Here is a 24,870-nt window from a genome sequence, read left to right as displayed (position 1 = left end):
CTTTTGTCAATGCTGTGATATAATGGTCTAGTTGAACTGAAATATATTATCTTTTACACTATAAAGAAATCCAATATTCAGGAGTGGAAATATGAAATTAAGAAATGACCTTAGAAATATTGCTATTATTGCTCACGTTGACCATGGGAAAACGACATTAGTAGATGAGCTTTTAAAGCAATCTGGAATCTTCCGCGAAAATGAAACAGTTTCAGAACGTGCGATGGATTCAAATGATCTAGAAAGAGAACGCGGTATTACAATCCTTGCGAAAAATACGGCGATTCAATATAAAGACTCACGTATCAACATTCTTGATACACCAGGGCATGCTGACTTTGGTGGTGAAGTAGAACGTATCATGAAAATGGTAGATGGTGTTTTATTAGTAGTGGACGCGTATGAAGGGTGTATGCCCCAAACTCGTTTCGTTCTGAAAAAAGCACTAGAGCAAAATCTTACACCAATCGTTGTAGTGAATAAAATTGACAAGCCGTCAGCACGTCCTGAAGAAGTAATTGATGAAGTATTGGAATTATTCATTGAACTTGACGCCAATGATGAACAGCTTGAATTCCCGGTTGTATATGCATCTGCTATCAATGGAACGGCAAGTAAAGATCCAGATCCAGAGAAGCAAGATGAAAACATGCAGTGCTTATATGAGTCCATCATCGAGCAAATCCCTGCACCAGTAGACAACTCTGAAGATCCTCTTCAATTCCAAGTTGCACTGCTTGATTACAATGACTATGTTGGTCGTATCGGTATCGGTCGCGTTTTCAGAGGAACAATGAAGGTAGGTCAACAGGTTGTACTAATGAAACTTGATGGATCTGTCAAACAATTCCGTGTGACGAAAATCTTCGGTTTCTTCGGATTAAAGCGTGAAGAAATCCAAGAAGCAAAAGCGGGAGATTTAATCGCTGTTTCAGGAATGGAAGATATTAACGTCGGTGAAACGGTTTGTCCTGTTGAACATCAAGATCAACTTCCGGTTCTTCGCATTGACGAGCCTACTCTTCAAATGACGTTCTTAGTGAACAACAGCCCATTTGCAGGGAGAGAAGGTAAGTTCGTTACTTCAAGAAAAATTGAAGAGCGCTTAATGGCTCAACTTCAAACAGATGTGAGTTTGCGTGTTGAACCAACTGATTCACCTGATGCATGGACAGTATCCGGTCGTGGAGAGCTTCACCTTTCCATCCTGATTGAAAACATGCGTCGTGAAGGGTACGAATTACAAGTATCGAAACCACAGGTTATCATCAGAGAAATCGATGGCGTGAAGAGTGAGCCTGTTGAACGTGTTCAAATCGATATTCCTGAAGAATATATGGGTGGCGTAATCGAATCACTTGGTCAACGTAAAGGTGAAATGCTGGATATGGTGAACAACGGTAATGGCCAGGTTCGTCTGATGTTCATGGTACCTGCACGTGGATTAATCGGTTATTCAACAGAGTTCATGACCCTTACTCGTGGTTATGGTATCATCAATCACACATTCGACAGCTATCAACCACTTCAAAAAGGTCGCGTAGGTGGACGTCGCCAAGGTGTTCTAGTATCGATGGAAACTGGAAAAGCGTCTCAATACGGAATTATGCAAGTGGAAGATCGAGGTATCATCTTCGTTGAATCCGGAACAGAAATCTATGGCGGTATGATCGTCGGGGAACATACGAGAGAAAATGATATTACTGTTAATATCACAAAGCTGAAACAGGCGACAAATGTTCGTTCTGCTAATAAAGATCAAACAGTAACTATTAAGAAGGCAAGAATCATGACACTCGAGGAATCTCTTGAATATTTAAATGATGATGAGTATTGTGAAGTAACACCAGAATCAATCCGTCTCCGTAAAAAAGTTCTTGATAAAAATGAACGTGAAAGAGCTGAAAAGAAAAATAAGGTATCTCAATAAACTAAGTGAAGGGGGAGTAGGAAATGGATGTAACGGAGCGTTTGTCCTTTTTCGCATCCCTTTACCGTGTTGACCAAAATGCGGAAATGGGTATGTGGTTGCTTTATTTAACCATAGTTGGTCTCTCGATCTTAGTTTATAAGCTCGGTTTTGCGAAGAAGCTGCCGGTGATGAAATCCATCCTGATTTATACTTTTCTTATTATCGGATGCACTGTCCTGACATTTCTCGGCATCTTTCTGCCTGTCGCAGAAGGATTGGTTGTAGCGGCAATGATTTTAGTGATTTATAAGATCCGTCTTAACAACGAAAAGAAAAAAGGCACCTTTTAAGCATAAAAAAGCTGTAGTCCCTCACGTAGGGACTACAGCTTTTTTTATTTTCTGGTTTCGGACTTCAGTAAGACCTTATAGAGTGGCAGTAGAGTCAAGGCATAAAGGAAATGACCTGTTGCCCATAAGAGAATGGCCGCGCCATTTAACAATGCCGGGACCTCCTTCACTGCCAGATAAGAAAGGGGGAAGTAAAGGAATATTGTCGGCAAAGTCAATAGAAAGGAAAGAATCCAAGTTCCCTTCATTGAAAGTTTCATTCTTTTCACCAAGTACACAAACAATACACCGATGAAACATGAAATGAGTAAGTGAAACAAAAATTCAAGCCATTCAGGGAGGTTGAATTCCCCCAACAAAGGAATGAAATCCACATTCAATAAAAGTACATAAACCTTTATGCCTGTCCATGCTTGCATCACTTTAAGAAAAAAACCTAAGAATGCACCAGAAACAAGACCAAGTACCATGCCTGTTCCGAAGGTTTTAAAAGTCATCTTCTACTTGAGGAGAACGGTAAAAACGAAAGTTTCCAGTCGATACACGATCTTCCGTCTTTTCTTTGATGCGTTCATGACATTTTTCACACATATACGTATGAATTGGTCTGTTGCGCAATTTCTTGGCTTGTAAGGAATAGTCATCGATATTTTCAATTATTTCACACAAAGCACACTTTACTCTCATTTATTTCACCTCTACTTGTTCTAATCATAAGTCTAGTCTTTTTAGTATATCATGTAGTATAGTCAAACGCTTTATTTAACTTTCATGTATGCTTTTAACAATAGAATTTGGTATAGTATAATCAAGATGAATCAAGATTGAAAAGAAGCGCTTAGAGAGAATATGAGGCATCATTAGGGGGGATTGTATGGCTAATCAAGTCGAACCCAGTTTAATTCCTGTGTTATTCGAAGAACTTCAGTCAGAGCGGTTCGTTACACTTGCTACCGTTGATTATGAAACGAATGGGCCGAATGTAAGTGCAATATCTTGGATTCTTGCAAGTGATGAGCATACGTTGTTGTTTGCCGTGGATCAACGGTCAAGAATTATTCAAAATATTAATGGCAATCCACTTGTTGTGGTGAATTTAATTGCAAATGAATCAACTTATTCTATAAGCGGGAAAGCAGAGGTCTCCCAAGAGAAATTAAATGGGGTTCCGTTAAAACTGACGCTTGTTAAACTTGCGATTATTGAAGTGAGAGATGTCATGTTTTATGGATCGAAAATATCAGCTGTGCCTTCCTATGAGAAAACATATGATAAGAAAGCCGCTGACCGTTTGGACCGTCAAGTAATTGAAGCCATGAAAAAAGCTTAGAGTACTAAGCTTTTTCATGGCTTCTTCTCATGTATGGGACATCACAGAGTGCGAATCAATCGATCTTATCGTACGTTTGATCTTCTTGTTTGTTCTTAAGCTGTTTCTCTTTTTTATTATTCATTTTCTTCTTAGGTTCATTTGGTGCATTTTCCGGATCTGTTTGTTTCAATGATTTAGGAATTTCAGGCATTAGCCTTCCTGAAATGTCAGAAAGCTCATTCATAATTCCTTGCACGGGTTCGCCTCTTTGTATATCCTTGCTTATCTCTTTCAGACGAGCGAATAGATCAGGATCTGCAATCACGATTGCTTCTGCACCGTAGGGGTCATGTTGAAGGGCTTCAGCGACAGAGTATTTGATAGATCCCACTTGAGATCGCTCCACGTTGGAGTCGATATCGATTCCAACAAAAGCATATTTTCCAATGACGACAGCTGTTGCGTCTTTTACATCTGGGACACTGGTGGTCAAATCAACTAGATGCTTTGATATTTGTTGGCCAGACTTTCGTTCAACTTGTTGAATATTGCTATCCTGAACGGTTATCGGTTTATTATTTTGACTGTTCGCATCATTTTTATACCCCACATCATTATTGTTGGCGCATGCTCCAAGAATAATGGTTACCATAAGTAGAGAGATGAGCTTTAACATGTGAATACCTCCCGAATTAGAATCAATATCTTTTCTTATTGTGTAATTTTCTTCTATCTTTATGCGTTTATTCATATATTTTAAGAAACGGGCCGTCCTATTTGAGTAGCTGGGAATAACCGGAACAACATTGGCTACATACAATAGTAATAAGAAATCAGGAGCAGGAGGCATCGATTTGAAAAAAATTTATGTATTAGATACCAATGTCTTATTACAAGATCCACAAGCCATCTTTTCTTTCCAGGATAATGAGGTGGTTATACCTGCAGTCGTTTTAGAAGAAGTGGACTCCAAAAAGCGTTATATGGATGAAATCGGAAGAAACGCAAGACATGTATCGAAACTGATAGATAATCTACGGCAAATAGGAAAGCTCCATGAAAAAATCCCACTTTATACAGGTGGATCATTAAGGATTGAACTTAATCACCGCTCATTTCAGCAGCTTCAAGATATATTCGTTGAGAAGACAAATGATAATCGAATCATTGCCGTAGCTAAAAATCTTTCTCTTGAGGAAGAATCGAAAAAGGATGGTAAATCGGTCATATTGGTTAGTAAAGATACTCTTGTCCGGGTAAAGGCTGATGCATTGGGGTTACAGGCCGAGGATTTCCTGAGTGACAGGGTCATTGAAGTGAATGACATTTATACAGGTTTTATCGAACTTTACACTGAGAGAGAATTTCTTGATAAATTTTATGATAAAGGGGAATTGACCCTGACAGATATAACAAAACAGCGATTTTATTCCCATCAATTTCTGATCATGAAAGATGCTTTGGGGAGCTCAGCATCGGCACTCGGAATGGTTGATGCCACTGGCCTGAAAGTGAAAAAATTAGTATACGATCAAGAGCATATGTGGGGAATTAAAGCCCGAAACGTCCAACAAACAATGGCAACTGAACTATTATTACGGGATGATATTTCGCTCGTGACTATGATTGGGAAAGCGGGTACAGGAAAAACACTATTGGCACTTGCAGCGGGACTGTTACAGACAGAGGATTTCAATAAATTTAATAAACTGCTCGTCGCCCGCCCAATCGTTCCAGTAGGAAAAGATATAGGGTATCTGCCAGGTGAAAAACAGGAGAAGTTGAGACCGTGGATGCAACCCATATACGATAACCTGGAATACTTGTTTAATACGAAAAAGCCAGGAGAGCTGGATGATATTCTGGCTGGAATGGGATCAATCGAAGTAGAAGCTTTAACCTATATAAGAGGTAGAAGTATACCTGATCAATATATCATCATTGATGAAGCTCAAAATTTGACGAAACATGAAGTGAAAACGATCTTAACCCGTGTTGGGGAGCGGAGTAAAATCGTATTGATGGGGGATCCGGCTCAGATTGATCACCCGTATCTTGATGAATATAATAACGGCTTGACGTACGTGGTAGAAAAATTCAAAGATCAAAAGCTAGCTGGGCATGTGAAGCTAATGAAAGGTGAAAGATCGGGTCTTGCACAGTTGGCAGCTGATCTTCTATAACGCGGGTGGATAAGAAACACATTTATAACGTATGAAAAAACCGGTTCAGGGGTTCCTGAACCGGTTTTTTCATACCCTTTATTCCACGCGGAACGCTCTTACATTGGTAATAGGGTTTTCTCTATTTGATCCATCTTTGAAATAAATATGAACAGGACCATTTTCCTTTAAAGGTTTCCCTTCTTTCGAGAATCCAATTAAAAGCTGATCTGACTGGGCGAGATCAATGGGATGTTCCGTGGTTTCGGTTTCGATCACAATGGTAGTGGCTTCTTCGAAAGGTTCAGCATTAATAAGAAAAGGGGCTAATGGAATAGCGAACGTTCCATTTAGGATCTTTTCTTTTTCATATTTTTTTTCTGTTTTAAGTGTAGGGGGATATGTGGCGCCCTCTTGAATTTCTCTGGACCAATGCTTCGAAACGGCCTTTGTATATTCTTCTAACTCGTCAACGGGTTCATGCGTTTCCTCGAAATATGTAGTTAAATCCACTTTACGATCATCAAATATCCAAACACCGGCATCCAATGTTATGGTGAATTTCACTTTTCCTTTTATAGGTACAATACTTTCCACTTCAGATTCCTCCTCTCGCTGTTACTAACAGTATAAATGTTCTTATTGGGTTTGTCACATATGGATGAAAGCATTTACAGCGTTTTTAAAGGAGGAAATTAGGGAAACTATAGGTAGGACAGAAGGAGCTGATGTTTAGAATGATAAAAACACAAGAACTGTTGGCAGAGTTGGTTGAACGGGCTAGACCTTTTGCAGCGGAAGGCAGAGTGGCAGAGTATATACCTGCACTAAGGGATCAAAATCCCACTGACTTGGCGATTAGTATTTACACATTAGATAACAGCTCTTGCTATGCAGGTGATCATTTAAAAAAATTCACGTTACAAAGTGTATCGAAGGTCATTACCCTTGCTCTTGTGCTGATGGATTACGGGGAGGAGTATGTCTTTTCGAAGGTAGGGATGGAACCGACCGGGGATCCGTTTAATTCCATTGCAAAACTTGAAACCCATAAACCATCAAAGCCCCTAAATCCGATGATCAATGCCGGCGCACTGGCCGTGACGAATATGATCAAGGGAAACACAGGTATGGAAAAGTGGCAACGGCTAATTGAATTCATCAACCATATGACCGGCGATACAGTCTCTTATAATGAGGATGTAGCCTATTCAGAATTGCAAACAGCACACTTAAACAGATCTTTATGTTATTTCATGAAGCAGCATGGAGTGATTACAGGGAATGTAGAAGATTTACTTGTCCTCTATACAAAGCAATGCGCAGTGGAAATGAGCTGTGTAGATCTTGCAAAGATGGGGGCCGTATTTGCGAATGACGGTGTAGATCCTGAAAGTGGAAGAGAAATCATTACCAGGGATGTAGCAAGAGTCTGTAAAACATTCATGGTAACATGTGGAATGTATAATACATCAGGTGAGTTCGCCATTAAAATCGGGATACCTGCAAAGAGTGGCGTATCAGGAGGAATTATGGGAGCCGTTCCCGGTAAGTGCGGAATTGGGATCTTTGGGCCAGCATTGGATGATGTCGGAAATAGCAGCGCTGGATTAAAGTTGCTTGAAATGCTTAGTGAAGAATATTCATGGAGTATATTTTAATGGGAAAGCGTTGACACCGATATATAGTGCTGATTGAGGAAATTGACTGTATATCTATAATAACATCAGAAGAAAAAGGAATGAGCTGATAAAAATCGGAAAAAGATCCTCCTACAAATATTATTCGAAATTCTGTCATTGAATCCAGTGGAAAACACTTATTTTTCTTGCAATTTCTGCGATTTAACGATAAAATTTTAAGACAGGAAAGCTATTTGTTCGGAATGGGGGGATCACTGTGGCGTCAGAAATGACAATTAATCATCGAGAAAAAGCCTATGAACTTTTAAAGGCCGACGCAGAGAAAATTTTACAACTTATTAAGGTGCAAATGGATAATTTAACGATGCCCCAATGCCCTCTTTATGAGGAAGTATTGGATACCCAAATGTTCGGATTATCTCGTGAAATAGAATTTGCAGTCCGTTTAGGGCTGGTAGATGATCAAGATGGAAAAGAACTGATAGATTCTTTAGAAAGACAACTTTCTGCCCTTCATGAAGCATCTACAAAAAAGTAAAATAGTCATGACAACTCAAACACTGCATAGACCTGTTGTTTGAGTTTTTTTGTTAACGATTCTGAATAATTACGTTGTATTAAAATGATATAAGAGAAAAAGGGTTGAATGTCATGATTAAAAAAATTGCAAAGTCCTATGACTATTCGTTGATCGCTGTATACGTATTTCTTTGTTTGTTTGGTCTTGTTATGATTTATAGTGCAAGTATGGTGATGGCTGTGGAACGATTCGGATGGGATAGTGACCACTTTTATAAGCGGCAGATGCTTAATATCATCATCGGTTTCAGTGCATTTACGATTGCAGCATGGTTTCCGTACAAAGCCTTCCAGGTGAATAAAATCATCAAAGGACTTATGATCATGATCATTGGCTTATTAATAGGGGTTCATTTATTCGGTTATGAAGTAAATAACGCCAAAAGTTGGATCAACCTAGGCTTCATGCCAATTCAGCCATCGGAATTCGCAAAGCTTGCCGTCATTATTTACCTTGGATCAGTATATTCCAAGAAACAAGCATACATAGATGACTTCAATAAAGGCTTGGCACCACCATTACTGTTTCTGGGCTTTATTTGTTTCTTGGTATTTCTGGAGCCTGACTTTGGGACAGCTGCCATCATTTTTGCGATTGGAGCGATTGTCATCTCATGCTCAGGGATTAGTTTCAAAACATTCTTTAAGCTTGGGGGCTTAGGGGTGGGGTTCTTTATTGCTCTTTCCCCGGTCATTTATTTGGCAAGAGGCTTTATCTTTACTGAAGAAAGACTTAGCAGGATTGAAGCCTATCTTTCCCCGTTCAAATATGCACAGGGAGAGGGGTATCACTTGGTGAACTCCTACCTTGCCATAGGTTCAGGCGGGGTGAAGGGGCTTGGTTTGGGACAAAGTGTGCAGAAGCTGGGCTATCTACCTGAGCCACAAACCGATTTTATTATGGCCATTATTGCTGAAGAGCTGGGTGTATTTGGAGTAAGCTTTGTCATACTCGGATTGTCTTATATCGTCCTCAGAGGGATCTATACAGGCGTGAAATGTCAGGATCCCTTCGGAACGATGCTTGCCATCGGCATTTCATGTATGATCGGGATTCAGGCATTTATCAATCTGGGAGGGGTATCGGGATTAATTCCGATCACAGGAGTCCCCCTACCATTCATCAGTTACGGAGGGTCTTCCCTCTTGGTGCTATCTTTGTCGATGGGTGTCCTTGTAAATGTGTCGATGTTCGTAAAATATGAAGAAAAATATAAAACAAAGAAGGAAAATGGCTTTCCTTCGGAGAATATGGATAATAGCAAAAAAATATATGGTGTAAAAATGTAGGTCACTTTGATAGAGTATCTAAAACTCTAAGTCTAGGGTCTGCCCCCTAAGATACTTCTAATTATCTTTCGGGTCAGCCCTTTTTTCATAGACTTCAATAAAGGAAAATCAATCATGAATAGCCAAAAGGAGAGAGAGTATTGAAGAAAATTAAAAAAGTACTAGTAGCAAATCGCGGCGAAATTGCCATCAGAGTATTCCGTGCCTGTACAGAACTTAATATTAGGACCGTTGCGATCTATAGTAAGGAAGATTCAGGTTCGTATCACCGTTATAAAGCAGATGAAGCTTATATAATAGGAGAAGGGAAAAAACCTATTGATGCTTATTTAGATATAGAGGGGATCATTCGGATTGCTAAGACTGCAGACGTCGATGCCATCCATCCCGGTTATGGCTTTTTATCGGAAAATATTCATTTTGCGAGACGATGTGAAGAAGAAGGAATCACCTTTGTAGGACCACACTCAGAGCATTTAAATATGTTTGGTGACAAAGTGAAAGCACGTCATCAGGCACAACTTGCGAATATTCCGGTCATTCCCGGGACGGATGGACCTGTAGAGACACTAGAAGAGGTCATTAGCTTCGGGAAAGACCATGGATTTCCGATCATCATTAAAGCTTCATTAGGTGGTGGAGGACGTGGAATGCGTATTGTCCGCAACCTGGAAAGTCTTAAGGAAGCTTATGAGCGTGCGAAATCTGAAGCTAAAGCAGCATTTGGGAACGATGAAATATATGTTGAGAAGTTTGTGGAGAATCCTAAGCACATTGAAGTACAGATTCTTGGAGATGAAGACGGAAACATTGTTCATCTATATGAACGTGATTGCTCAATCCAAAGACGTCACCAAAAAGTAGTTGAAATTGCTCCATCGGTTTCTTTAACTGATCAGTTGAGAGAGGATATTTGCGAAGCTGCAGTAAGATTGATGGATAATGTGAAATACGTGAATGCCGGAACTGTAGAATTCTTAGTTGCTAATAATCAATTCTATTTCATCGAAGTGAACCCGCGTGTTCAAGTGGAACATACTATTACTGAAATGGTAACTGGGGTAGATATCGTCCAATCTCAATTAATGCTTGCAGAAGGACATGCCCTCCATAGTGAAAAGCTTGGGATTCCTCTTCAGGATAACATCAGAACGAATGGATTTGCGATTCAATCCCGTGTTACCACAGAGGATCCATTAAATAATTTCATGCCAGACACCGGAAAGATAATGGCATATCGCTCTGGAGGCGGATTTGGCGTACGCCTTGATGCTGGTAACGGATTTCAGGGAGCGGTCATTACACCCTATTATGATTCTCTGCTTGTTAAGCTTTCTACGTGGGCACTTACATTTGACCAAGCTGCATCCAAAATGGTCAGAAATCTCCAAGAATTTAGAATTCGTGGCATCAAGACGAACATTCCGTTTCTGGAAAATGTCGTAAAGCATGAAAATTTCATTTCGGGTCAGTACGATACATCCTTTATCGACACTACTCCTGAGCTCTTCATTTTCCCAAAACGTAAAGACAGGGGAACGAAGATGCTTGCGTATATCGGAAATGTAACCGTCAATGGTTTCCCGGGAATTGAGCAGAAGAAAAAGCCCGTGTTCCAAAAGCCGAGAGTACCGTCCATTGATGTGAAAAAGGAGTTCAAACCTGGTACCAAACAAATCTTGGATCAGCATGGAGCAGAGGGACTGGTTAATTGGGTGAAAGAACAGAACTCAGTATTATTAACTGATACGACATTCCGGGATGCCCATCAATCCCTGCTGGCTACCCGGGTTAGGACCAATGATCTCAAGCAGATAGCGGAACCTACTTCCCAGTTACTTCCGGATATGTTTTCTTACGAAATGTGGGGAGGCGCAACATTTGATGTAGCGTACCGTTTCCTAAAGGAAGATCCATGGAATCGATTATTAACAATGAGGGAACGAATTCCAAATGTCCTTTTCCAAATGCTCCTGAGAGCTTCGAATGCCGTTGGATATAAGAACTATCCTGATAATGTTATTAGGGAATTCGTGGAGAAATCAGCATTTGCCGGCATTGACGTCTTTAGGATATTTGACAGTTTAAACTGGGTAAAGGGGATGGAAGTCGCCATTGATGCTGTAAGACAAAGCGGTAAAATTGCTGAGGCAGCCATTTGTTATACGGGCGATATTGATGATCCGACCCGTACAAAATATAGTATTGATTACTATAAGAATCTTGCAAGAGAGTTAGAAGCAAGCGGAGCCCATATATTAGCGATAAAGGATATGGCGGGACTCCTCAAGCCACAGGCAGCTTACCGACTTATCTCAGAACTGAAAGATACAGTCAACTTGCCAATCCATTTACACACCCATGATACGAGTGGAAACGGGATATACACATATGCAAGAGCTGTTGAAGCAGGTGTGGATATTGTGGACACAGCTCTGAGTACGATGTCCGGTCTAACATCTCAACCGAGTGCCAATACCCTTTACTACGCTTTAAAAGGAACGGAAAGAGAACCAAATGTAGATATTACATCCTTGGAAACACTTTCTCACTACTGGGAAGATATACGAAAGTACTATACAGATTTTGAGAGCGGCATGATGTCACCTCATTCAGAAGTATACAAGCATGAAATGCCAGGGGGACAATACAGCAATCTTCAGCAACAAGCTAAAGCCGTTGGATTGGGACATCGCTGGGAAGAAGTAAAAGAAATGTACGCAAGAGTCAATCATCTCTTCGGAGATATTGTTAAAGTCACTCCATCTTCTAAAGTTGTAGGGGACATGGCATTATTCATGGTTCAAAACGAATTAACAGAAGAAGATGTGATTGGAAAAGGAGAAAAAATTGATTTCCCTGATTCGGTCGTAGAATTATTTGAGGGATACCTTGGACAGCCCCACGGTGGATTCCCAGATGCATTACAGAAAGTTATCTTGAAGGGACGCAATCCATTAACCGTTCGCCCTGGAGAGCTACTGGATGATGTAGATTTCACAGCCCTTAAAGAGAAGTTATTCGAAGAGCTTCAGCGTCCAGTCACTAGCTTTGATGCGTTGGGATATGCGCTGTATCCAAAAGTGTTTATGGAATATGCCCAAACGATGGACCAATTCGGAGACATTTCCGTGCTCGATACACCAACCTTCTTGTTTGGCATGAGGCTTGGTGAAGAAATTGAAGTGGAAATTGAAACAGGGAAAACACTCATTGTTAAGCTCGTCTCCATGGGCCAAGCTCAGGCAGACGGTACACGAATCGTTTATTTCGAATTGAATGGACAGCCTCGCGAAATCGTCATTAAAGATGAAAGCATTAAATCTACGGTTGCTGAGAAAATGAAGGCTGACGCTAAAAATGAAAGTCATATTGGTGCTTCCATGCCTGGAACCGTAATCAAGGTTATAACAGAAAAGGGTGAAACGGTTGAAAAGGGAGATCATTTAATGATCACAGAAGCCATGAAAATGGAAACGACCGTACAAGCTCCTTTTGCAGGAACGGTAAAAGATATTTATGTACAAAATGGAGATGCAATCAGTCCTGGTGATTTACTCATTGAAGTGAATAAAGCATAAAAAAAGGATTCCGAGACAAATCTCGGAATCCTTTTTTTCTATTCTCTACGCTTACTTCTTGAAGCAAGGAGGTTAAGGTAACAGAGTAATCCAAACAGACATGCAATAATTAAAGCGTGCATCAAGGCTATCGCCAGATTCAGTCGTGTGAAGACGATAAGCGCACCTGAAAACACTTGTAGGCATACGAGGGTAAAAGCAATGATCCAGCCCCAGTAAATCACTTTCTGTTGCTTATGTTCTTTAATTGCAATGAAAGTAATGTAAGCGATCCATATGAAAATGAAAGCAGCAGCAGCCCTGTGGCCCATTTGAATCCACTCATACAGATTTGTGGGCAGCCCTGGGGAAGAGTTGACGCATAATGGCCAATCTTTACAAACAAGGCTTGACTCCGTATGCCTCACTAAAGCACCGGTGTATACGACAAGATAGCTGTATAGCGTAACTCCAACTGTATGAAATCTCATACGCTTATTGATGTTCAATGAATTCGCTTCAAATTTCTGATCTACTTCAAATATGAGAAGCGTCAATAATAAAATGGATGCAAAGGAAATAAGAGAAATACCGAAATGCAGAGCAAGGACGAAATCTGATTGTCCCCATAAAACGGCTGCAGCTCCGATAAGTCCTTGCAAGACCAAGAAAAAGAATGATAGGGCTGCAAGAAGTTTCGTTTCCCGTTTATACCCGATGGCTCTCCAAGACCAAATCGATAATGCAACTACTAATAAACCTACACCACCTGATACGACCCGGTGTGCTAATTCTATAACAAGCTCAAACGTTATATCACTTGGAATCAATTGCCCGTTACAAAGTGGCCAAGACCTCCCGCAGCCCATCCCGGATTCGGTTTTCGTTACCAGGGCTCCTCCTAATAGAACAAATAGCATACCAAGAGTAGTTAGAACAGAAAGCCACTTTAATCCTTTGTGAACACCTTTATGCAATCTATTCACCTTCTTAATTAATAGACTCTACACACTTTCTATAAATAAATATAGTAGAAAAATATATATGCCCCTACGATAATACATAAAAGGTCTCTAAAACTCAACCGATAAAATGTTACAGAATTATGAGCATTTATATTAAGTCTATAGTGAATAATAATAGTAGAGATGGACTAATTTGATGAAAAACAAAATCTGTAAGCGCTTAGCCCTGTTTTATGGTATGATGAGATTAAAATGTTTGTAGAAATTTGAAGAATTCTCTGCGATTTTCTTTCTTCACAATTTCTTCACATTATTGCCTAATTCTCCCCCAAAAAGGAAAAAATATATGGTTTAATATAATATTGATAGCATATATACTATTTCTTATCTATGAATGAATTTACAGATGCATATAGAAATAGTTAATCATTTCCTATATAGTATAGAGGTGACAGTGTACCTCTTGCTTTTTATAGAGAGGAGGAAAAAAATGTCTAATAGTCGAATGATGACAGACATTGAAAAAGCAGATGTGACAGCTTCAACTGCTTGGAAGGATTTTTTAGCACTCATCAAAATTGGTATCGTTAATTCTAATTTAATTACAACCTTTACAGGAATGTGGTTAGCTTTTTACTTTACGAATACACACTTTCTAAATTCCCTGGATACAATGTTTCTTACGTTGATAGGTTCTTCTCTAATTATTGCTGGTTCCTGCACAATTAATAATGTATACGATCGAGACATTGATCACTTGATGGAACGAACGAAGGAACGTCCAACCGTAACAGGCAAAATCAATGGACCCAAGGCGTTGATGCTCGGGTTCATCATGATTGCAGTGGGTCTCATTATGTTGTTTATGACAACGGTCACTGCAGGTGTAATCGGTCTGGTAGGGGTATTTAGTTACGTTGTATTATATACAATGTGGTCTAAGAGAAAATATGTGAGTAACACCATCGTTGGAAGTATCTCTGGCGCGGTTCCGCCATTAATCGGCTGGGCAGCAGTAGATGGAAATCTTGATCCGATTGCTTGGGTACTATTTCTTATGATGTTTATCTGGCAGCCTCCTCATTTCTACGCATTAGCGATGAAGAGAGTGGAAGAATATCGAGCAGCGAATATACCAATGCTCCCAGTAGTCAAGGGATTCGCTACAACAAAGCATCATATCGTGGCATGGGTTGCGGCATTATTGCCATTACCGTTCTTCTTGATGGACCTTGGAGTCTTCTTCTTTGTTCTTGCGACAGCCTTTAATATTGGCTGGCTGGCACTCGGTTTGGCAGGTTATAAAATGAAAGACGATATCAAGTGGTCTAAGCTGATGTTTGTCTATTCATTAAATTATTTAACTATCTTGTTCGTAGCAATGGTCATCGTTACGGTACTTTAAGATTAGTGGGAATTCTTTCTGATAAGAAATCCAAATAGATATTTTTTATGAGTCCTTGTTTTATTCCAAAGTACATTACATGAAAGAGGGGTTTGATTAAGCTATGAAAGCAAGGCTATCTAAGTGGCGCTTATTCTCGATTGTAGCAATGTTGGCGCTAGTTCTTTCTGGCTGTGGAGAGCCATTTCTCTCCACACTGCAGCCAGCTGGTGAAGTAGCACAGACACAATATGATCTGATGATACTAGCTACATTAATTATGGTATTGGTTATCATTGTAGTCATGGTCGTCTATATGGTTGCGATTGTTCGTTTCCGTAGAAAGAAAGGGGATACAAAAATCCCAAAACAAGTTGAAGGTAGTCACACACTTGAAATCGTGTGGACAGTTGTTCCAATCATCCTTCTTCTAATCTTGGCTGTGCCTACTGTAACTGCAACATTCCAGTTAGCAGATACAAAGGCCATGGACAAAAAAGATGCAGACGGTAATCGTGAGGCATTGGTTGTAAATGTTCGTGCCAACCTTTACTGGTGGGAGTTCGAATATCCCGATGAAAAAATCATTACATCTCAAGACTTAGTTGTCCCTACTGATCAAAAGGTATATTTCAATGTGACAGCTTCTGATGTAAAACACTCATTCTGGATCCCTGCTGCAGGAGGAAAGATTGATACAAACGTTGATGGTGTAAACAAATTCTTCCTTGAATTTGACGGAAAAAAATCCGAAGAAGCAGGCGGAACATTTTATGGGAAATGTGCTGAGCTATGTGGGCCTTCTCATGCTTTGATGGACTTTAAAGTTAAAGCGCTTCCTAAAGAAGAATTTACAGCATGGGTTGAAGATATGAAAAATGCAGGAGAGCCTAAACCGACTTCTGATATAGCTCAACAAGGACAAGAAATCTTCAACAAAAAATGCTTAAGCTGTCACGCGGTATCACCACAGGATGGAAGACCAGAATCAGCTCGACTTGCTCCAAACTTATCTAACTTCGGTGAACGTAGCCGTATTGCTGGAGTTTTGGATCATAATAAAGAAGAGCTTAAAAACTGGATAACTGATCCTGAGCAGTACAAACCAGGCAATAAAATGACAGGTACATATGGTAACCTGCAGGAAGATGAAATTGATGCACTTGCAGAATATTTAATGGGTTTAAAAGTTCAAGATTAATTGGGGATTAGTAAAAGGGAGGTTTAATCGTGAGTAGCTATGCACAGAAAAAAGGCTTCGGCGCGACTGTATGGGATTACATGACAACTGTAGACCATAAGAAGATCGCCATCCTTTACCTTATGTCGGGAGGATTTTTCTTCCTAGTCGGCGGTTTAGAAGCTCTTATCATTCGTATACAACTTGCAGTTCCTAACAATGATTTTGTTAGTGCAGGTTTATACAACGAATTATTAACAATGCACGGTACAACGATGATATTCTTGGCTGCCATGCCGCTAATATTCGCATTCATGAATGCGGTTGTACCATTACAAATCGGTGCTCGTGACGTTGCGTTTCCTTTCGTGAACTCATTAGGTTTTTGGTTATTCTTCTTAGGTGGAGTATTCCTTAACTTATCATGGTTTATGGGAGGAGCACCAGATGCAGGGTGGACATCCTACGCATCTCTTTCCATGGCATCACCGGGTCATGGAATCGACTTTTATGTTTTAGGATTGCAGATTGCCGGTGCAGGTACACTAATAGGTGGTATCAACTTCCTTGTTACCATTATTAATATGCGTGCTCCAGGGATGACCTACATGCGTATGCCATTGTTCACTTGGACAGTATTAGTTACATCTGCACTTATTTTATTCGCATTTCCAGCCTTAACAGTAGGTTTATTCTTAATGTTATTTGATCGCATGTTTGGAGCGAATTTCTTCGATGTTGCGAATGGCGGTAATACGATTATCTGGGAACACTTCTTCTGGATTTTCGGTCACCCAGAGGTATACATCCTTGTATTGCCTGCATTCGGAATTTTCTCTGAGATCATTCCACATTTCTCAAGAAAACGTTTATTTGGTTACTCATCCATGGTATTTGCAACCGTATTAATCGGTTTCTTAGGCTTCATGGTATGGGCTCACCATATGTTCACAGTAGGTTTAGGACCGATTGCAAATGCAATCTTCGCAGTAGCTACAATGGCTATTGCCGTTCCAACTGGTATCAAGATCTTTAACTGGCTTCTTACCATGTGGGGGGGAAGTTTGAGATTTACGACTCCAATGCTTTACGCTGTAGCATTCATTCCTACATTCGTAGCCGGTGGAGTAACGGGTATCATGCTTGCATCTGCAGCAGCAGATTATCAGTTCCATGATACGTATTTCGTTGTTGCTCACTTTCACTACGTAATCGTTGGTGGTGTGGTCTTTGCATTACTCGCAGGAGTACATTACTACTGGCCTAAGATGTTTGGAACCATGTTAAATGATTTCCTAGGGAAAATTTCTTTCTGGTTATTCTTCATCGGATTCCATTTAACATTCTTCATTCAGCATTTCCTTGGCTTAATGGGGATGCCTCGTCGTGTGTGGAAATTCTTACCTGGTCAAGGGTTTGAAACTGGAAACTTGATCAGTTCAATCGGTGCCGGCTTCATGGGCGTAGCGGTTATCGTTCTTGTGATCAATGTAATCGTCACACAAGTTAAAGGTGTGAAAGTTGCAAATGATCCTTGGGGAGACGGACGTACCATTGAGTGGGCAATCCCATCACCTCCACCATTTTATAACTTTAAGCAAACACCACTTATCCGTGGATTAGACGCTTTTTGGTTAGAAAAAATGGAAGGGAAGAAAGACTTGACTCCTGCTGAACCAATTGGTGATATCCATATGCCTAATAATTCCATTCTTCCATTCTTTATTTCATTGGGATTATTTATCGCCGCGTTCGGTGCTATGTATCACGTGGATGATAAAGCTTGGGCACTTCCAGTACTGATTATTGGTATGCTTATCACTTTAGGATCAATGTTCCTTCGCTCTGTTGTAGATGATCACGGTTATCATGTTCATAAAGAAGATTTGATGGATGACGATAAAGGGGGTAAGGCATAATGCACGCTGAAGAGAAATTCACGCCAAAGACCTGGCCAGCCTCCCCTGAAAAGGCAACCCTTGAGGGGAAAAATAAATTTATGGGCTTCTGGTTTTTCCTTGGTGGGGAAACAGTCCTTTTCGGATCACTTTTCGCAACATATTTAGCGCTAAAAAACAGAGTTCCAAGTGATAGTCATGCACTAACAACGGATCTTTTTGATTTACCGCTTTCGTTTTTAGCAACGATGCTTCTTTTAACAAGCTCATTGACAAGTGTGTACGCCATGTACCATATGAAAAACTTTAATTTCCAACGAATGCAAGCCTGGTTATTAATCACCGTGTTATTGGGAGCAGGGTTCCTTGGATTGGAGATTTATGAGTTTAATCATTATGTACATGAATACGGACATACATTTACTAGTAGTGCTTTTGGTTCCGCCTTTTACACACTAGTAGGATTCCACGGGGGTCACGTCGCTTTCGGTCTCCTATGGATTACAAGCTTAATGCTTCGTAATGCTAACCGTGGATTGAATCTATATAACGCTCCGAAGTTCTATTTAGCTTCTTTATACTGGCACTTTATCGACGTTGTATGGGTATTTATCTTTACAGTAGTATATTTAATGGGAATGGTGGGATAAACTGATGGCGAATCAACAATCAAATTCAGGTAACCCAAGTGTAGATTACGAATATCGTCGTAAAAAGAATGCAGAAGACATGAGAATGCAGTTAACGTCCTTTATGTTAATGATTTTCTTAACATTAGTTGCATTTATTGCTGTCGCAGGAGATTTTGACAAGTATTTTATTGTACCGTTCATACTCTTACTAGCAGTCGTTCAGCTCATTTTTCAACTTTATTACTTCATGCATATGAGTCATAAAGGACATGAAGCACCTTCATTATTCTTGTATTCTGGTGCACTTGTTGCATTTATCACAGTGTTAACATTTTTAACAATTGTTTGGATCTAAAGGAGAAGTCAGCCATTTGGCTGACTTTTTTTGTGCCAGAAGTAGAGAAGAAGCTTGTCGCCTCTGGGCAAAGCCCCTCCGCTTTTCGAGTTGTCCAGCTCCGGGTCTTAGAGGCTCGAGGTCATAAGTCAAACCTGCCAAAAAGGCAAAGAGCGCCTTTCCGGCAGGTTCGCCTTAAGCTTGTCGCCTCTGGGCAAAGCCCCTCCGCTTTTCGAATTGTCCAGCTCCGGGGCTTAGAGGCTCGAGGTCATAAGTCAAACCTGCCAAAAAGGCAAAGAGCGCCTTTCCGGCAGGTTCGCCATATGCTTGTCGCCTCTGGGCAAAGCCCCTCCACTTTTCGAATTGTCAAGAACTTGTCATGACCTTGCATTGAAGTGAGTGCAGGTTGTCAGTATAATGATAATAGGTGTTAAATGTGAAATGAGGTGAGAGAATGCCTTTGGGTATTTTTGGATTTATGGCGTTATGGAGTCCGTTTTTTCTCATGACTCTAACGTTCCTGACAGTCCTTTATTTTTTAATTACAATAAAGTGGAGAGATAGTTTCAAAGAAAGTAAAAAGCTGACGGTGAAACAAGCTGCATTTTTTCTTTCTTCAATGATTCTATTGTATGCGATTAAGGGATCACCCGTTGAAGTATTGAGTGGGATCTTATTCTCTGCTCATATGACGCAGATGGCTTTTTTATATCTCGTATTTACTCCCTTAATGATTTTAGGTATACCAAACTGGTTGTGGAAAGCAACACTCGGATTACCGGTAGTGAAGCAGGTATTCACCTTTATGACTAAGCCTCTTATTTCTTTATTGTCATTCAACTTGGTCTTCTCGGTTTATCATATCCCGTTAATTTTTGATAACGTCCGAACAGATATTACTTTACACTCCTTGACCACCTTCATATTGTTTCTTCTATCATTATTTATGTGGTGGCCATTGATTAACCCTGTGGATGATGATATTGAACTAAGCGGATTAAAACGAATGGGATATATACTTGGAAGTGCTGTATTATTAACTCCTGCATGCGGATTAATCATTTTTGCTGAAAATCCAATGTATGCGACCTATTATGACCCAAATGAATGGCTTCAGGCATTATCACTTTGTGTGCCGGTGAATACACTTGAAGGATTGACATTGACAGGGCCGGAATTGTTTACGTCCATGTCTACCCTGAACGACCAGCAGTTAGGTGGAGTACTGATGAAAATCGTGCAGGAAATTGTATTTGGAGTCGTTCTCTTTAATTTATTCTTCCAGTGGTATCGAAAGGATCAGGAGCAGCAAGAAAATCTTTCCTACGATCCTGTAGTCGATTCGACATTGCCTGAACAATAAAGAGAGGATAGGGATAACACCTTTTAGATCAGTTGTCCCTGAAAGTACATAGGTTATGTTATTATCGCCTTGAAGAAGGGGAATCAATATTCCTGACCTGATTAATAATTTTTAAGAAAAGAGAGGAAACCAGATGGATTTACCTATATTACCTTCCATTAGCACAAGTTTTATCGTGTTGAGTGCTATTACAGTGGCCATCGGCTGGTGGCAGATTAAACAGAGAAAGATCGAGCAACATCAGAAGACGATGACACTTGCAGGGATCTTTGCGCTCACTTTCTTCATCATCTATTTAAGTAGAACCATTTTTATCGGAAATACCTCTTTTGGTGGACCTGATTCTATCAAGCTTTATTATACGATTTTCTTAGTTTTTCATATTACTTTGGCTACAGTAGGCGCTGTGTTTGGTATTTTGAGCCTCTGGACAGGTTATAACGATCGTTTGAAGAGGCATCGGAAGCTTGGACCAATTACGAGCTTCATTTGGTTCTTTACTGCCATAACAGGCGTTGCTGTTTATATGCTTCTTTATGTTTTCTACAAGGGCGGAGAAACAACATCTGCTATCAGAGCCATCCTGGGTTATTAATGAAGGAAACCTGTCATGAATGTTAACATGGCAGTTTTTTTCGTATGAATCAAATAAAGGCAAATCCACTACATGTGGATTTGCCTTTTATAATTTGAAATTCGTTTTAATGATTCCTGCTTCTTTAGCCGAATTAAACACTATAAGGATCAATGGTCCGATAATAAATCCCAATACACCAAAGAGTTTCAAACCGAGATACATGGCAATGAGCGTAGCAAGAGGAGACAATCCAATATGAGTACCCATTACTTTAGGTTCTACGGTTCTGCGGATGATCAATAGAATGGCGGCTAATACAGCTAATTGTGTTCCTAATGCAATGCTTCCAGTCAACAAATGGAATATGGCCCAGGGACCCAGGACTACAATGGACCCGATCAGAGGGATGAAATCAATGACCCAAATAATAATCGACATCACAACGGCAACTTCCGGAGCGATAAAGAGAAGGCCGATCAACGAAACGAAAAAGATAATGATACTTACTAAAAATTGTGCTTTGAAAAATCCAAAAATGACGTAAGTCAGCCTCGAAGTCATAAAGGTAACTTTCTCAGCTGTTCTTTCCGTAAGGTGTCCATAGATAGACTTTTTAATCCGGGGTAAATCTAACATGAACAGAAAGAGAGCGATCAAGTATACGAGGAAGCTAACTAAATAATTTGGAATGTACGACAAAAATACGCTTATTCTTTCTATATTGAACGAGTTCAGGATTTTTGTTTTCCCGCTGTTTAAGAAACTCTGCACGTCTTCGCTAAAGCTTTTCACCAATTCATCCGGAAGATCCTCAGTTGCATTTAATAGTCTATCTTCATATTCAAGCCAAATATCACTTAACTGATTCACATACTTTGGAGCGTCTTCAATTAGATTTATCCCTTCTCCAACTACTTTAGTTGTGACAAAAAAGGTTGAAACGCTAATAAGAAGCAAAAACAGAATGAAAACAGAGAGTACCGCAATTCGACGTTTGGCCGAGAAGCGCCTTTGAATAAAGCTTACCGCAGGTTCTAAAAAAAGAGCGGTAATAATCGCCATAATTAGCGTGACGGAAACAGGTAAAACGAAAAATGCGATGATGGCTATTATGGTGATGATCAAGGTGATCATTAATACCTTTTTAGTGAAAAACTTGGACAATTGTGTACCCCTTTCTAACAGGAACCTCTTCTTCTTATTATATTAGAGTGGGAGAAGAATGAACAGAGGGTAGAAAGTGAAATTTTGAAGGAGTTGGAGCAATTTATTTATCCTGACAGGATTTCGATAATATGATGGGAAAAGAATCACATAGTGAAGAAAATATAGATAAAGACTGTCTTAAGGGCAGACAGTCTTTACATGAGTATTACCAAGCGAAGGTGGTTGCATCTTTTTTAACATCTGCAAGCAGCTTTTCACATGAAGTGATAAGGTGTTTAGGGAATTCTTCGCCTTCACCATATTCGACTCCATGTGGATAGTAATGTTTCCCTAGAAGCGGAGTCATTAATTGGATTACGGCATCATGTTTTCCGATATCCCCTTCCACTGCAAGACCTTGGATTCGCAAATAGAAAATACCTTCTCTAATTTCGAATTTGCGATCATATGTCACACGCTCATAATCCCATTGACCTGCACGAACAAGTCCGTGAGATTCCATGATTTCGTCTAATCGGTTTAAATCTACTTTTAAGCTTTCAAATTCAGTTGCTTCAAAACGCATAATGTTTCCCTCCTATATTGGCTTGCATGAGGACTTTTTTGTTCAATTTAGCCCAGATGCTGTTCGTATGGTAGCAGCATTTATATCGCAATATGTATTTTGATACTAAATGCGGTATTTCTCATTCTTAATAATAGTGGAAAAATCTTTATCTTGCAATGTCTTCGATCATTTGATTAGGACGAAATGACAAAAGGTGAATATATTTCCTGAAAAAGGAAAAATTAAAGGGAAGATGAACATAGCTAGAGGACTAGAGGAGGATCATTATGACAAAACTCAAGTATATTATGACAAAAGAAGTTGAAACATGCTCGTTACTCGACAATGTTTATGAGGTTGCCCTAAAAATGAAAGAACATAACCTTGGATCCATCCCAATTGTAGACGCAGAAAAACTTGTCGGAATGATGACAGATCGGGATATTGTCCTCAGATGTATTGCTGAAAAACATCCAGCCTCTTCGAAAGTAGAAGATATAATGAGCAAACATTTAATAACAGTAGGTCCAGACACATTAGCTGATGAAGCAGCTCATATTATGGCTGAACATCAGGTCAGACGACTTCCCATTGTAGAAGGTCAACGTTTGATTGGAATGATTTCGTTAGGTGATTTTGCCATTAGGGAATCTTTGGGTAGACAAGCTTATGTCGCGCTTGAAAATATTTCAGAATCGAATTTTAGGAATAAACCATTTTAATCGTAAGGAGGTGGTCATATCATATGATCATCTCCTTTTTGTTAGTCAGTAATCTATGAAGAGTTCGTTAGTTTTAGAAGAAAAGAAAATATGCTATTCTTACTAGTAGACACAATTTTTAGAATCAACATTAGTGGTATAATAATTCTAGTAATTGTGTCATATGTTGATATGGAAAGTAGAGAGGAGGGAAAATTCTGAGATCGGTTTTGCGTATTTTGATCATTCTTGTCATTATTTTAATTATTGGTATTTATCAAGGTCAAAAACAGGAAAATGAACCACTTAGAGGACCAGAAACCCAAACTCTTAAGGAAAACAAAGATAATCAATTGAATCAACACATTGAAACACCAGGGGAAAGGCCAACATCCGGATTGACCACATGGATTGGAAAAGACATCCAAAAGGTAAAGGAATCATTTGGCGAGCCTAAAAGGATCGAACCAAGCTCCTATGGTTATGAATGGTGGGTCTACCCGATATCAACGAATCAATACATACAAATGGGTGTTCAGAATCATAAAGTCGTTACACTGTACGCAATAGGTAATCAAGTGGATGTTGCACCTTATAAGCTTGGTCAAAGGTTAGAAGACATCTATCGCTTTACGATTGTGGACTCGGAAATTGTCGTGAACGATGATTCGGGCGCCTATCAATTTGAATTAAATGAAGAAGATTTGAATACACGGCTACTAGTACCTTTAGGTGATATCTATGCGCAGCTTTATTTGGATAAATTCACAGGTAAGCTGACAAGCATACGCTTTCTGGATAGCCAGACGCTGATTGAAATGCATCCTTATGAAATGATGTATCGAGGTGAATTGGCTGAAGAGAAAGAACGAAGTGATGATGAGTGGGAAAAAGTGAATAGGGCAAGTGAGCAACAGATTTTTGATATTACCAACGTGCTCAGACACCAATTCGAAGAAAATGCACTTGAATGGGATGAAGACACAGCACAGGTTGCAAGAGGACACAGTATAGAAATGTACGACAAGGATTACTTTTCTCATGAATCGCCTACATATGGTGATCTGAGCCAGCGCTTGGAGCAAGAAGGAGTAATGTTTAAGGCAGCTGGAGAAAATATTGCTTCACAGTATTCCGATGCCCCTGAAGCTGTACATGGCTGGCTGAATTCTGAAGGCCATCGAAAGATATTACTGGAACAGGATTTCACCCACATAGGGGTAGGTGTGTATAAAGGTTTATATACTCAGAATTTTATCGAAAAAACAGATGAAGAAGAATAAACAAAAAGATGGATCCTCCAATACTGATTGG

General features: G+C 39.8%; 24 protein-coding genes. 17 read left to right on the top strand and 7 right to left on the bottom strand.

Features of this window, described 5'->3' with window-relative positions; all coding sequences use genetic code 11:
* Nucleotides 1-91 precede the first annotated feature (91 nt).
* The gene (gene typA, locus FGG79_RS07405) at nucleotides 92-1,930 is read left to right on the top strand and encodes a translational GTPase TypA (RefSeq protein ID WP_138777070.1); all 1,839 of its coding nucleotides are present in this window, start codon (nucleotides 92-94) and stop codon (nucleotides 1,928-1,930) included.
* 23 nt (nucleotides 1,931-1,953) lie between these two features.
* Nucleotides 1,954-2,262, top strand: coding sequence for a YlaH-like family protein (locus FGG79_RS07400; protein ID WP_138777069.1), 309 nt, complete (start codon nucleotides 1,954-1,956; stop codon nucleotides 2,260-2,262).
* 44 nt (nucleotides 2,263-2,306) lie between these two features.
* On the opposite strand, the gene FGG79_RS07395 is transcribed toward FGG79_RS07400, so the two are convergent.
* Nucleotides 2,307-2,759 (bottom strand): hypothetical protein, encoded by a 453-nt coding sequence (locus FGG79_RS07395; protein ID WP_171050830.1) that lies wholly within the window; start codon nucleotides 2,757-2,759, stop codon nucleotides 2,307-2,309.
* Complete coding sequence (locus FGG79_RS07390) at nucleotides 2,749-2,949, bottom strand: YlaI family protein (RefSeq protein WP_138777067.1); 201 nt, start codon at nucleotides 2,947-2,949, stop codon at nucleotides 2,749-2,751. The genes FGG79_RS07395 and FGG79_RS07390 overlap by 11 nt, the downstream gene beginning before the upstream one ends.
* A gap of 187 nt (nucleotides 2,950-3,136) precedes the next feature.
* Between FGG79_RS07390 and FGG79_RS07385 the strand changes: the two genes are divergently transcribed.
* Entirely contained in the window at nucleotides 3,137-3,592 is a 456-nt protein-coding gene (locus FGG79_RS07385) for a pyridoxamine 5'-phosphate oxidase family protein (RefSeq protein ID WP_138777066.1), read from the top strand.
* A 55-nt stretch (nucleotides 3,593-3,647) separates the two neighbouring features.
* Here FGG79_RS07385 and FGG79_RS07380 read toward each other — a convergent pair whose 3' ends face one another.
* Complete coding sequence (locus FGG79_RS07380; protein WP_138777065.1) at nucleotides 3,648-4,250, bottom strand: YhcN/YlaJ family sporulation lipoprotein; 603 nt, start codon at nucleotides 4,248-4,250, stop codon at nucleotides 3,648-3,650.
* A gap of 178 nt (nucleotides 4,251-4,428) precedes the next feature.
* Between FGG79_RS07380 and FGG79_RS07375 the strand changes: the two genes are divergently transcribed.
* Nucleotides 4,429-5,757 carry a PhoH family protein gene (locus FGG79_RS07375; RefSeq protein ID WP_138777064.1) on the top strand — a complete coding sequence of 443 codons (1,329 nt, stop codon included), beginning with the start codon at nucleotides 4,429-4,431 and terminating at the stop codon, nucleotides 5,755-5,757.
* Between the two features lie 78 nt (nucleotides 5,758-5,835).
* Here the strand turns inward: FGG79_RS07375 and FGG79_RS07370 are convergent, their stop codons facing one another.
* Nucleotides 5,836-6,333 (bottom strand): peptidyl-prolyl cis-trans isomerase, encoded by a 498-nt coding sequence (locus FGG79_RS07370; RefSeq protein WP_138777063.1) that lies wholly within the window; start codon nucleotides 6,331-6,333, stop codon nucleotides 5,836-5,838.
* 140 nt (nucleotides 6,334-6,473) lie between these two features.
* On the opposite strand from FGG79_RS07370, the gene glsA reads away from it, so the two are divergent.
* The 4 genes from glsA to pyc all read left to right on the top strand — a co-directional run bounded on the left by glsA (nucleotide 6,474) and on the right by pyc (nucleotide 12,829).
* Complete coding sequence (gene glsA / locus FGG79_RS07365; protein ID WP_138777062.1) at nucleotides 6,474-7,397, top strand: glutaminase A; 924 nt, start codon at nucleotides 6,474-6,476, stop codon at nucleotides 7,395-7,397.
* 238 nt (nucleotides 7,398-7,635) lie between these two features.
* On the top strand, nucleotides 7,636-7,917 hold the full coding sequence (locus tag FGG79_RS07360; protein WP_113968349.1) for an Fpa/YlaN family protein: 282 nt from the start codon (nucleotides 7,636-7,638) through the stop codon (nucleotides 7,915-7,917).
* A gap of 113 nt (nucleotides 7,918-8,030) precedes the next feature.
* Nucleotides 8,031-9,248: an FtsW/RodA/SpoVE family cell cycle protein gene (locus FGG79_RS07355; protein WP_138777061.1), complete on the top strand. Its 1,218-nt coding sequence runs from the start codon at nucleotides 8,031-8,033 to the stop codon at nucleotides 9,246-9,248.
* A gap of 140 nt (nucleotides 9,249-9,388) precedes the next feature.
* Nucleotides 9,389-12,829, top strand: coding sequence for a pyruvate carboxylase (gene pyc / locus FGG79_RS07350; protein ID WP_138777060.1), 3,441 nt, complete (start codon nucleotides 9,389-9,391; stop codon nucleotides 12,827-12,829).
* A 38-nt stretch (nucleotides 12,830-12,867) separates the two neighbouring features.
* On the opposite strand, the gene FGG79_RS07345 is transcribed toward pyc, so the two are convergent.
* On the bottom strand, nucleotides 12,868-13,785 hold the full coding sequence (locus FGG79_RS07345) for a COX15/CtaA family protein (protein WP_276607954.1): 918 nt from the start codon (nucleotides 13,783-13,785) through the stop codon (nucleotides 12,868-12,870).
* A gap of 478 nt (nucleotides 13,786-14,263) precedes the next feature.
* Here FGG79_RS07345 and cyoE point away from each other — a divergent pair, with 478 nt between their 5' ends.
* From cyoE to FGG79_RS07310, 7 genes are all read left to right on the top strand, one after another.
* The gene (gene cyoE, locus FGG79_RS07340; protein WP_138777059.1) at nucleotides 14,264-15,178 is read left to right on the top strand and encodes a heme o synthase; all 915 of its coding nucleotides are present in this window, start codon (nucleotides 14,264-14,266) and stop codon (nucleotides 15,176-15,178) included.
* Between the two features lie 103 nt (nucleotides 15,179-15,281).
* Complete coding sequence (gene coxB / locus FGG79_RS07335) at nucleotides 15,282-16,358, top strand: cytochrome c oxidase subunit II (protein ID WP_138777058.1); 1,077 nt, start codon at nucleotides 15,282-15,284, stop codon at nucleotides 16,356-16,358.
* A gap of 80 nt (nucleotides 16,359-16,438) precedes the next feature.
* Nucleotides 16,439-18,256, top strand: a complete 1,818-nt coding sequence (gene ctaD, locus FGG79_RS07330) for a cytochrome c oxidase subunit I (protein ID WP_481747269.1) — start codon at nucleotides 16,439-16,441, stop codon at nucleotides 18,254-18,256.
* Nucleotides 18,256-18,885: a cytochrome (ubi)quinol oxidase subunit III gene (locus FGG79_RS07325; RefSeq protein WP_138777056.1), complete on the top strand. Its 630-nt coding sequence runs from the start codon at nucleotides 18,256-18,258 to the stop codon at nucleotides 18,883-18,885. Before ctaD ends, FGG79_RS07325 begins: the two co-directional genes overlap by 1 nt.
* A gap of 4 nt (nucleotides 18,886-18,889) precedes the next feature.
* Nucleotides 18,890-19,222, top strand: coding sequence for a cytochrome c oxidase subunit IVB (gene ctaF, locus FGG79_RS07320; protein WP_098350904.1), 333 nt, complete (start codon nucleotides 18,890-18,892; stop codon nucleotides 19,220-19,222).
* Between the two features lie 433 nt (nucleotides 19,223-19,655).
* A complete protein-coding gene (gene ctaG / locus FGG79_RS07315; RefSeq protein WP_138777055.1) occupies nucleotides 19,656-20,564 on the top strand; it encodes a cytochrome c oxidase assembly factor CtaG in 909 nt (302 codons plus the stop codon).
* Between the two features lie 133 nt (nucleotides 20,565-20,697).
* Nucleotides 20,698-21,159 carry a DUF420 domain-containing protein gene (locus FGG79_RS07310; protein WP_138777054.1) on the top strand — a complete coding sequence of 154 codons (462 nt, stop codon included), beginning with the start codon at nucleotides 20,698-20,700 and terminating at the stop codon, nucleotides 21,157-21,159.
* 87 nt (nucleotides 21,160-21,246) lie between these two features.
* On the opposite strand, the gene ytvI is transcribed toward FGG79_RS07310, so the two are convergent.
* Both ytvI and FGG79_RS07300 read right to left on the bottom strand, forming a co-directional pair.
* Complete coding sequence (ytvI, locus tag FGG79_RS07305; protein WP_138777053.1) at nucleotides 21,247-22,305, bottom strand: sporulation integral membrane protein YtvI; 1,059 nt, start codon at nucleotides 22,303-22,305, stop codon at nucleotides 21,247-21,249.
* Between the two features lie 208 nt (nucleotides 22,306-22,513).
* The gene (locus FGG79_RS07300; protein ID WP_138777052.1) at nucleotides 22,514-22,873 is read right to left on the bottom strand and encodes a YugN family protein; all 360 of its coding nucleotides are present in this window, start codon (nucleotides 22,871-22,873) and stop codon (nucleotides 22,514-22,516) included.
* 269 nt (nucleotides 22,874-23,142) lie between these two features.
* On the opposite strand from FGG79_RS07300, the gene FGG79_RS07295 reads away from it, so the two are divergent.
* Together FGG79_RS07295 and FGG79_RS07290 are read left to right on the top strand one after the other, a co-directional pair.
* Nucleotides 23,143-23,577 (top strand): CBS domain-containing protein, encoded by a 435-nt coding sequence (locus FGG79_RS07295; protein WP_138777051.1) that lies wholly within the window; start codon nucleotides 23,143-23,145, stop codon nucleotides 23,575-23,577.
* Between the two features lie 209 nt (nucleotides 23,578-23,786).
* Nucleotides 23,787-24,839, top strand: coding sequence for a CAP domain-containing protein (locus FGG79_RS07290; protein ID WP_240794211.1), 1,053 nt, complete (start codon nucleotides 23,787-23,789; stop codon nucleotides 24,837-24,839).
* Nucleotides 24,840-24,870 lie beyond the last annotated feature (31 nt).

It is taken from the genome of Bacillus sp. BHET2 (assembly GCF_005938125.1).
Classification (GTDB): Bacteria; Bacillota; Bacilli; order Bacillales; family Bacillaceae_B; genus Rossellomorea.
Note: the sequence above shows the minus strand (reverse complement) of the source record. Positions and strands in the feature narration are given on the sequence as shown.

Bases quoted from the DNA above. Each gene is read 5' to 3' on its own strand.
- coxB (WP_138777058.1), top strand. From the start codon at position 15,282: ATGAAAGCAAGGCTATCTAAGTGGCGCTTATTCTCGATTGTAGCAATG.
- FGG79_RS07390 (WP_138777067.1), bottom strand. From the start codon at position 2,949: ATGAGAGTAAAGTGTGCTTTGTGTGAAATAATTGAAAATATCGATGAC.
- FGG79_RS07300 (WP_138777052.1), bottom strand. From the start codon at position 22,873: ATGCGTTTTGAAGCAACTGAATTTGAAAGCTTAAAAGTAGATTTAAAC.
- FGG79_RS07355 (WP_138777061.1), top strand. From the start codon at position 8,031: ATGATTAAAAAAATTGCAAAGTCCTATGACTATTCGTTGATCGCTGTA.
- FGG79_RS07325 (WP_138777056.1), top strand. From the start codon at position 18,256: ATGCACGCTGAAGAGAAATTCACGCCAAAGACCTGGCCAGCCTCCCCT.
- FGG79_RS07385 (WP_138777066.1), top strand. From the start codon at position 3,137: ATGGCTAATCAAGTCGAACCCAGTTTAATTCCTGTGTTATTCGAAGAA.
- FGG79_RS07380 (WP_138777065.1), bottom strand. From the start codon at position 4,250: ATGTTAAAGCTCATCTCTCTACTTATGGTAACCATTATTCTTGGAGCA.
- FGG79_RS07310 (WP_138777054.1), top strand. From the start codon at position 20,698: ATGGATTTACCTATATTACCTTCCATTAGCACAAGTTTTATCGTGTTG.
- FGG79_RS07400 (WP_138777069.1), top strand. From the start codon at position 1,954: ATGGATGTAACGGAGCGTTTGTCCTTTTTCGCATCCCTTTACCGTGTT.
- ctaF (WP_098350904.1), top strand. From the start codon at position 18,890: ATGGCGAATCAACAATCAAATTCAGGTAACCCAAGTGTAGATTACGAA.
- FGG79_RS07295 (WP_138777051.1), top strand. From the start codon at position 23,143: ATGACAAAACTCAAGTATATTATGACAAAAGAAGTTGAAACATGCTCG.
- glsA (WP_138777062.1), top strand. From the start codon at position 6,474: ATGATAAAAACACAAGAACTGTTGGCAGAGTTGGTTGAACGGGCTAGA.
- cyoE (WP_138777059.1), top strand. From the start codon at position 14,264: ATGTCTAATAGTCGAATGATGACAGACATTGAAAAAGCAGATGTGACA.
- ctaD (WP_481747269.1), top strand. From the start codon at position 16,439: ATGACAACTGTAGACCATAAGAAGATCGCCATCCTTTACCTTATGTCG.
- FGG79_RS07395 (WP_171050830.1), bottom strand. From the start codon at position 2,759: ATGACTTTTAAAACCTTCGGAACAGGCATGGTACTTGGTCTTGTTTCT.
- typA (WP_138777070.1), top strand. From the start codon at position 92: ATGAAATTAAGAAATGACCTTAGAAATATTGCTATTATTGCTCACGTT.
- ctaG (WP_138777055.1), top strand. From the start codon at position 19,656: ATGCCTTTGGGTATTTTTGGATTTATGGCGTTATGGAGTCCGTTTTTT.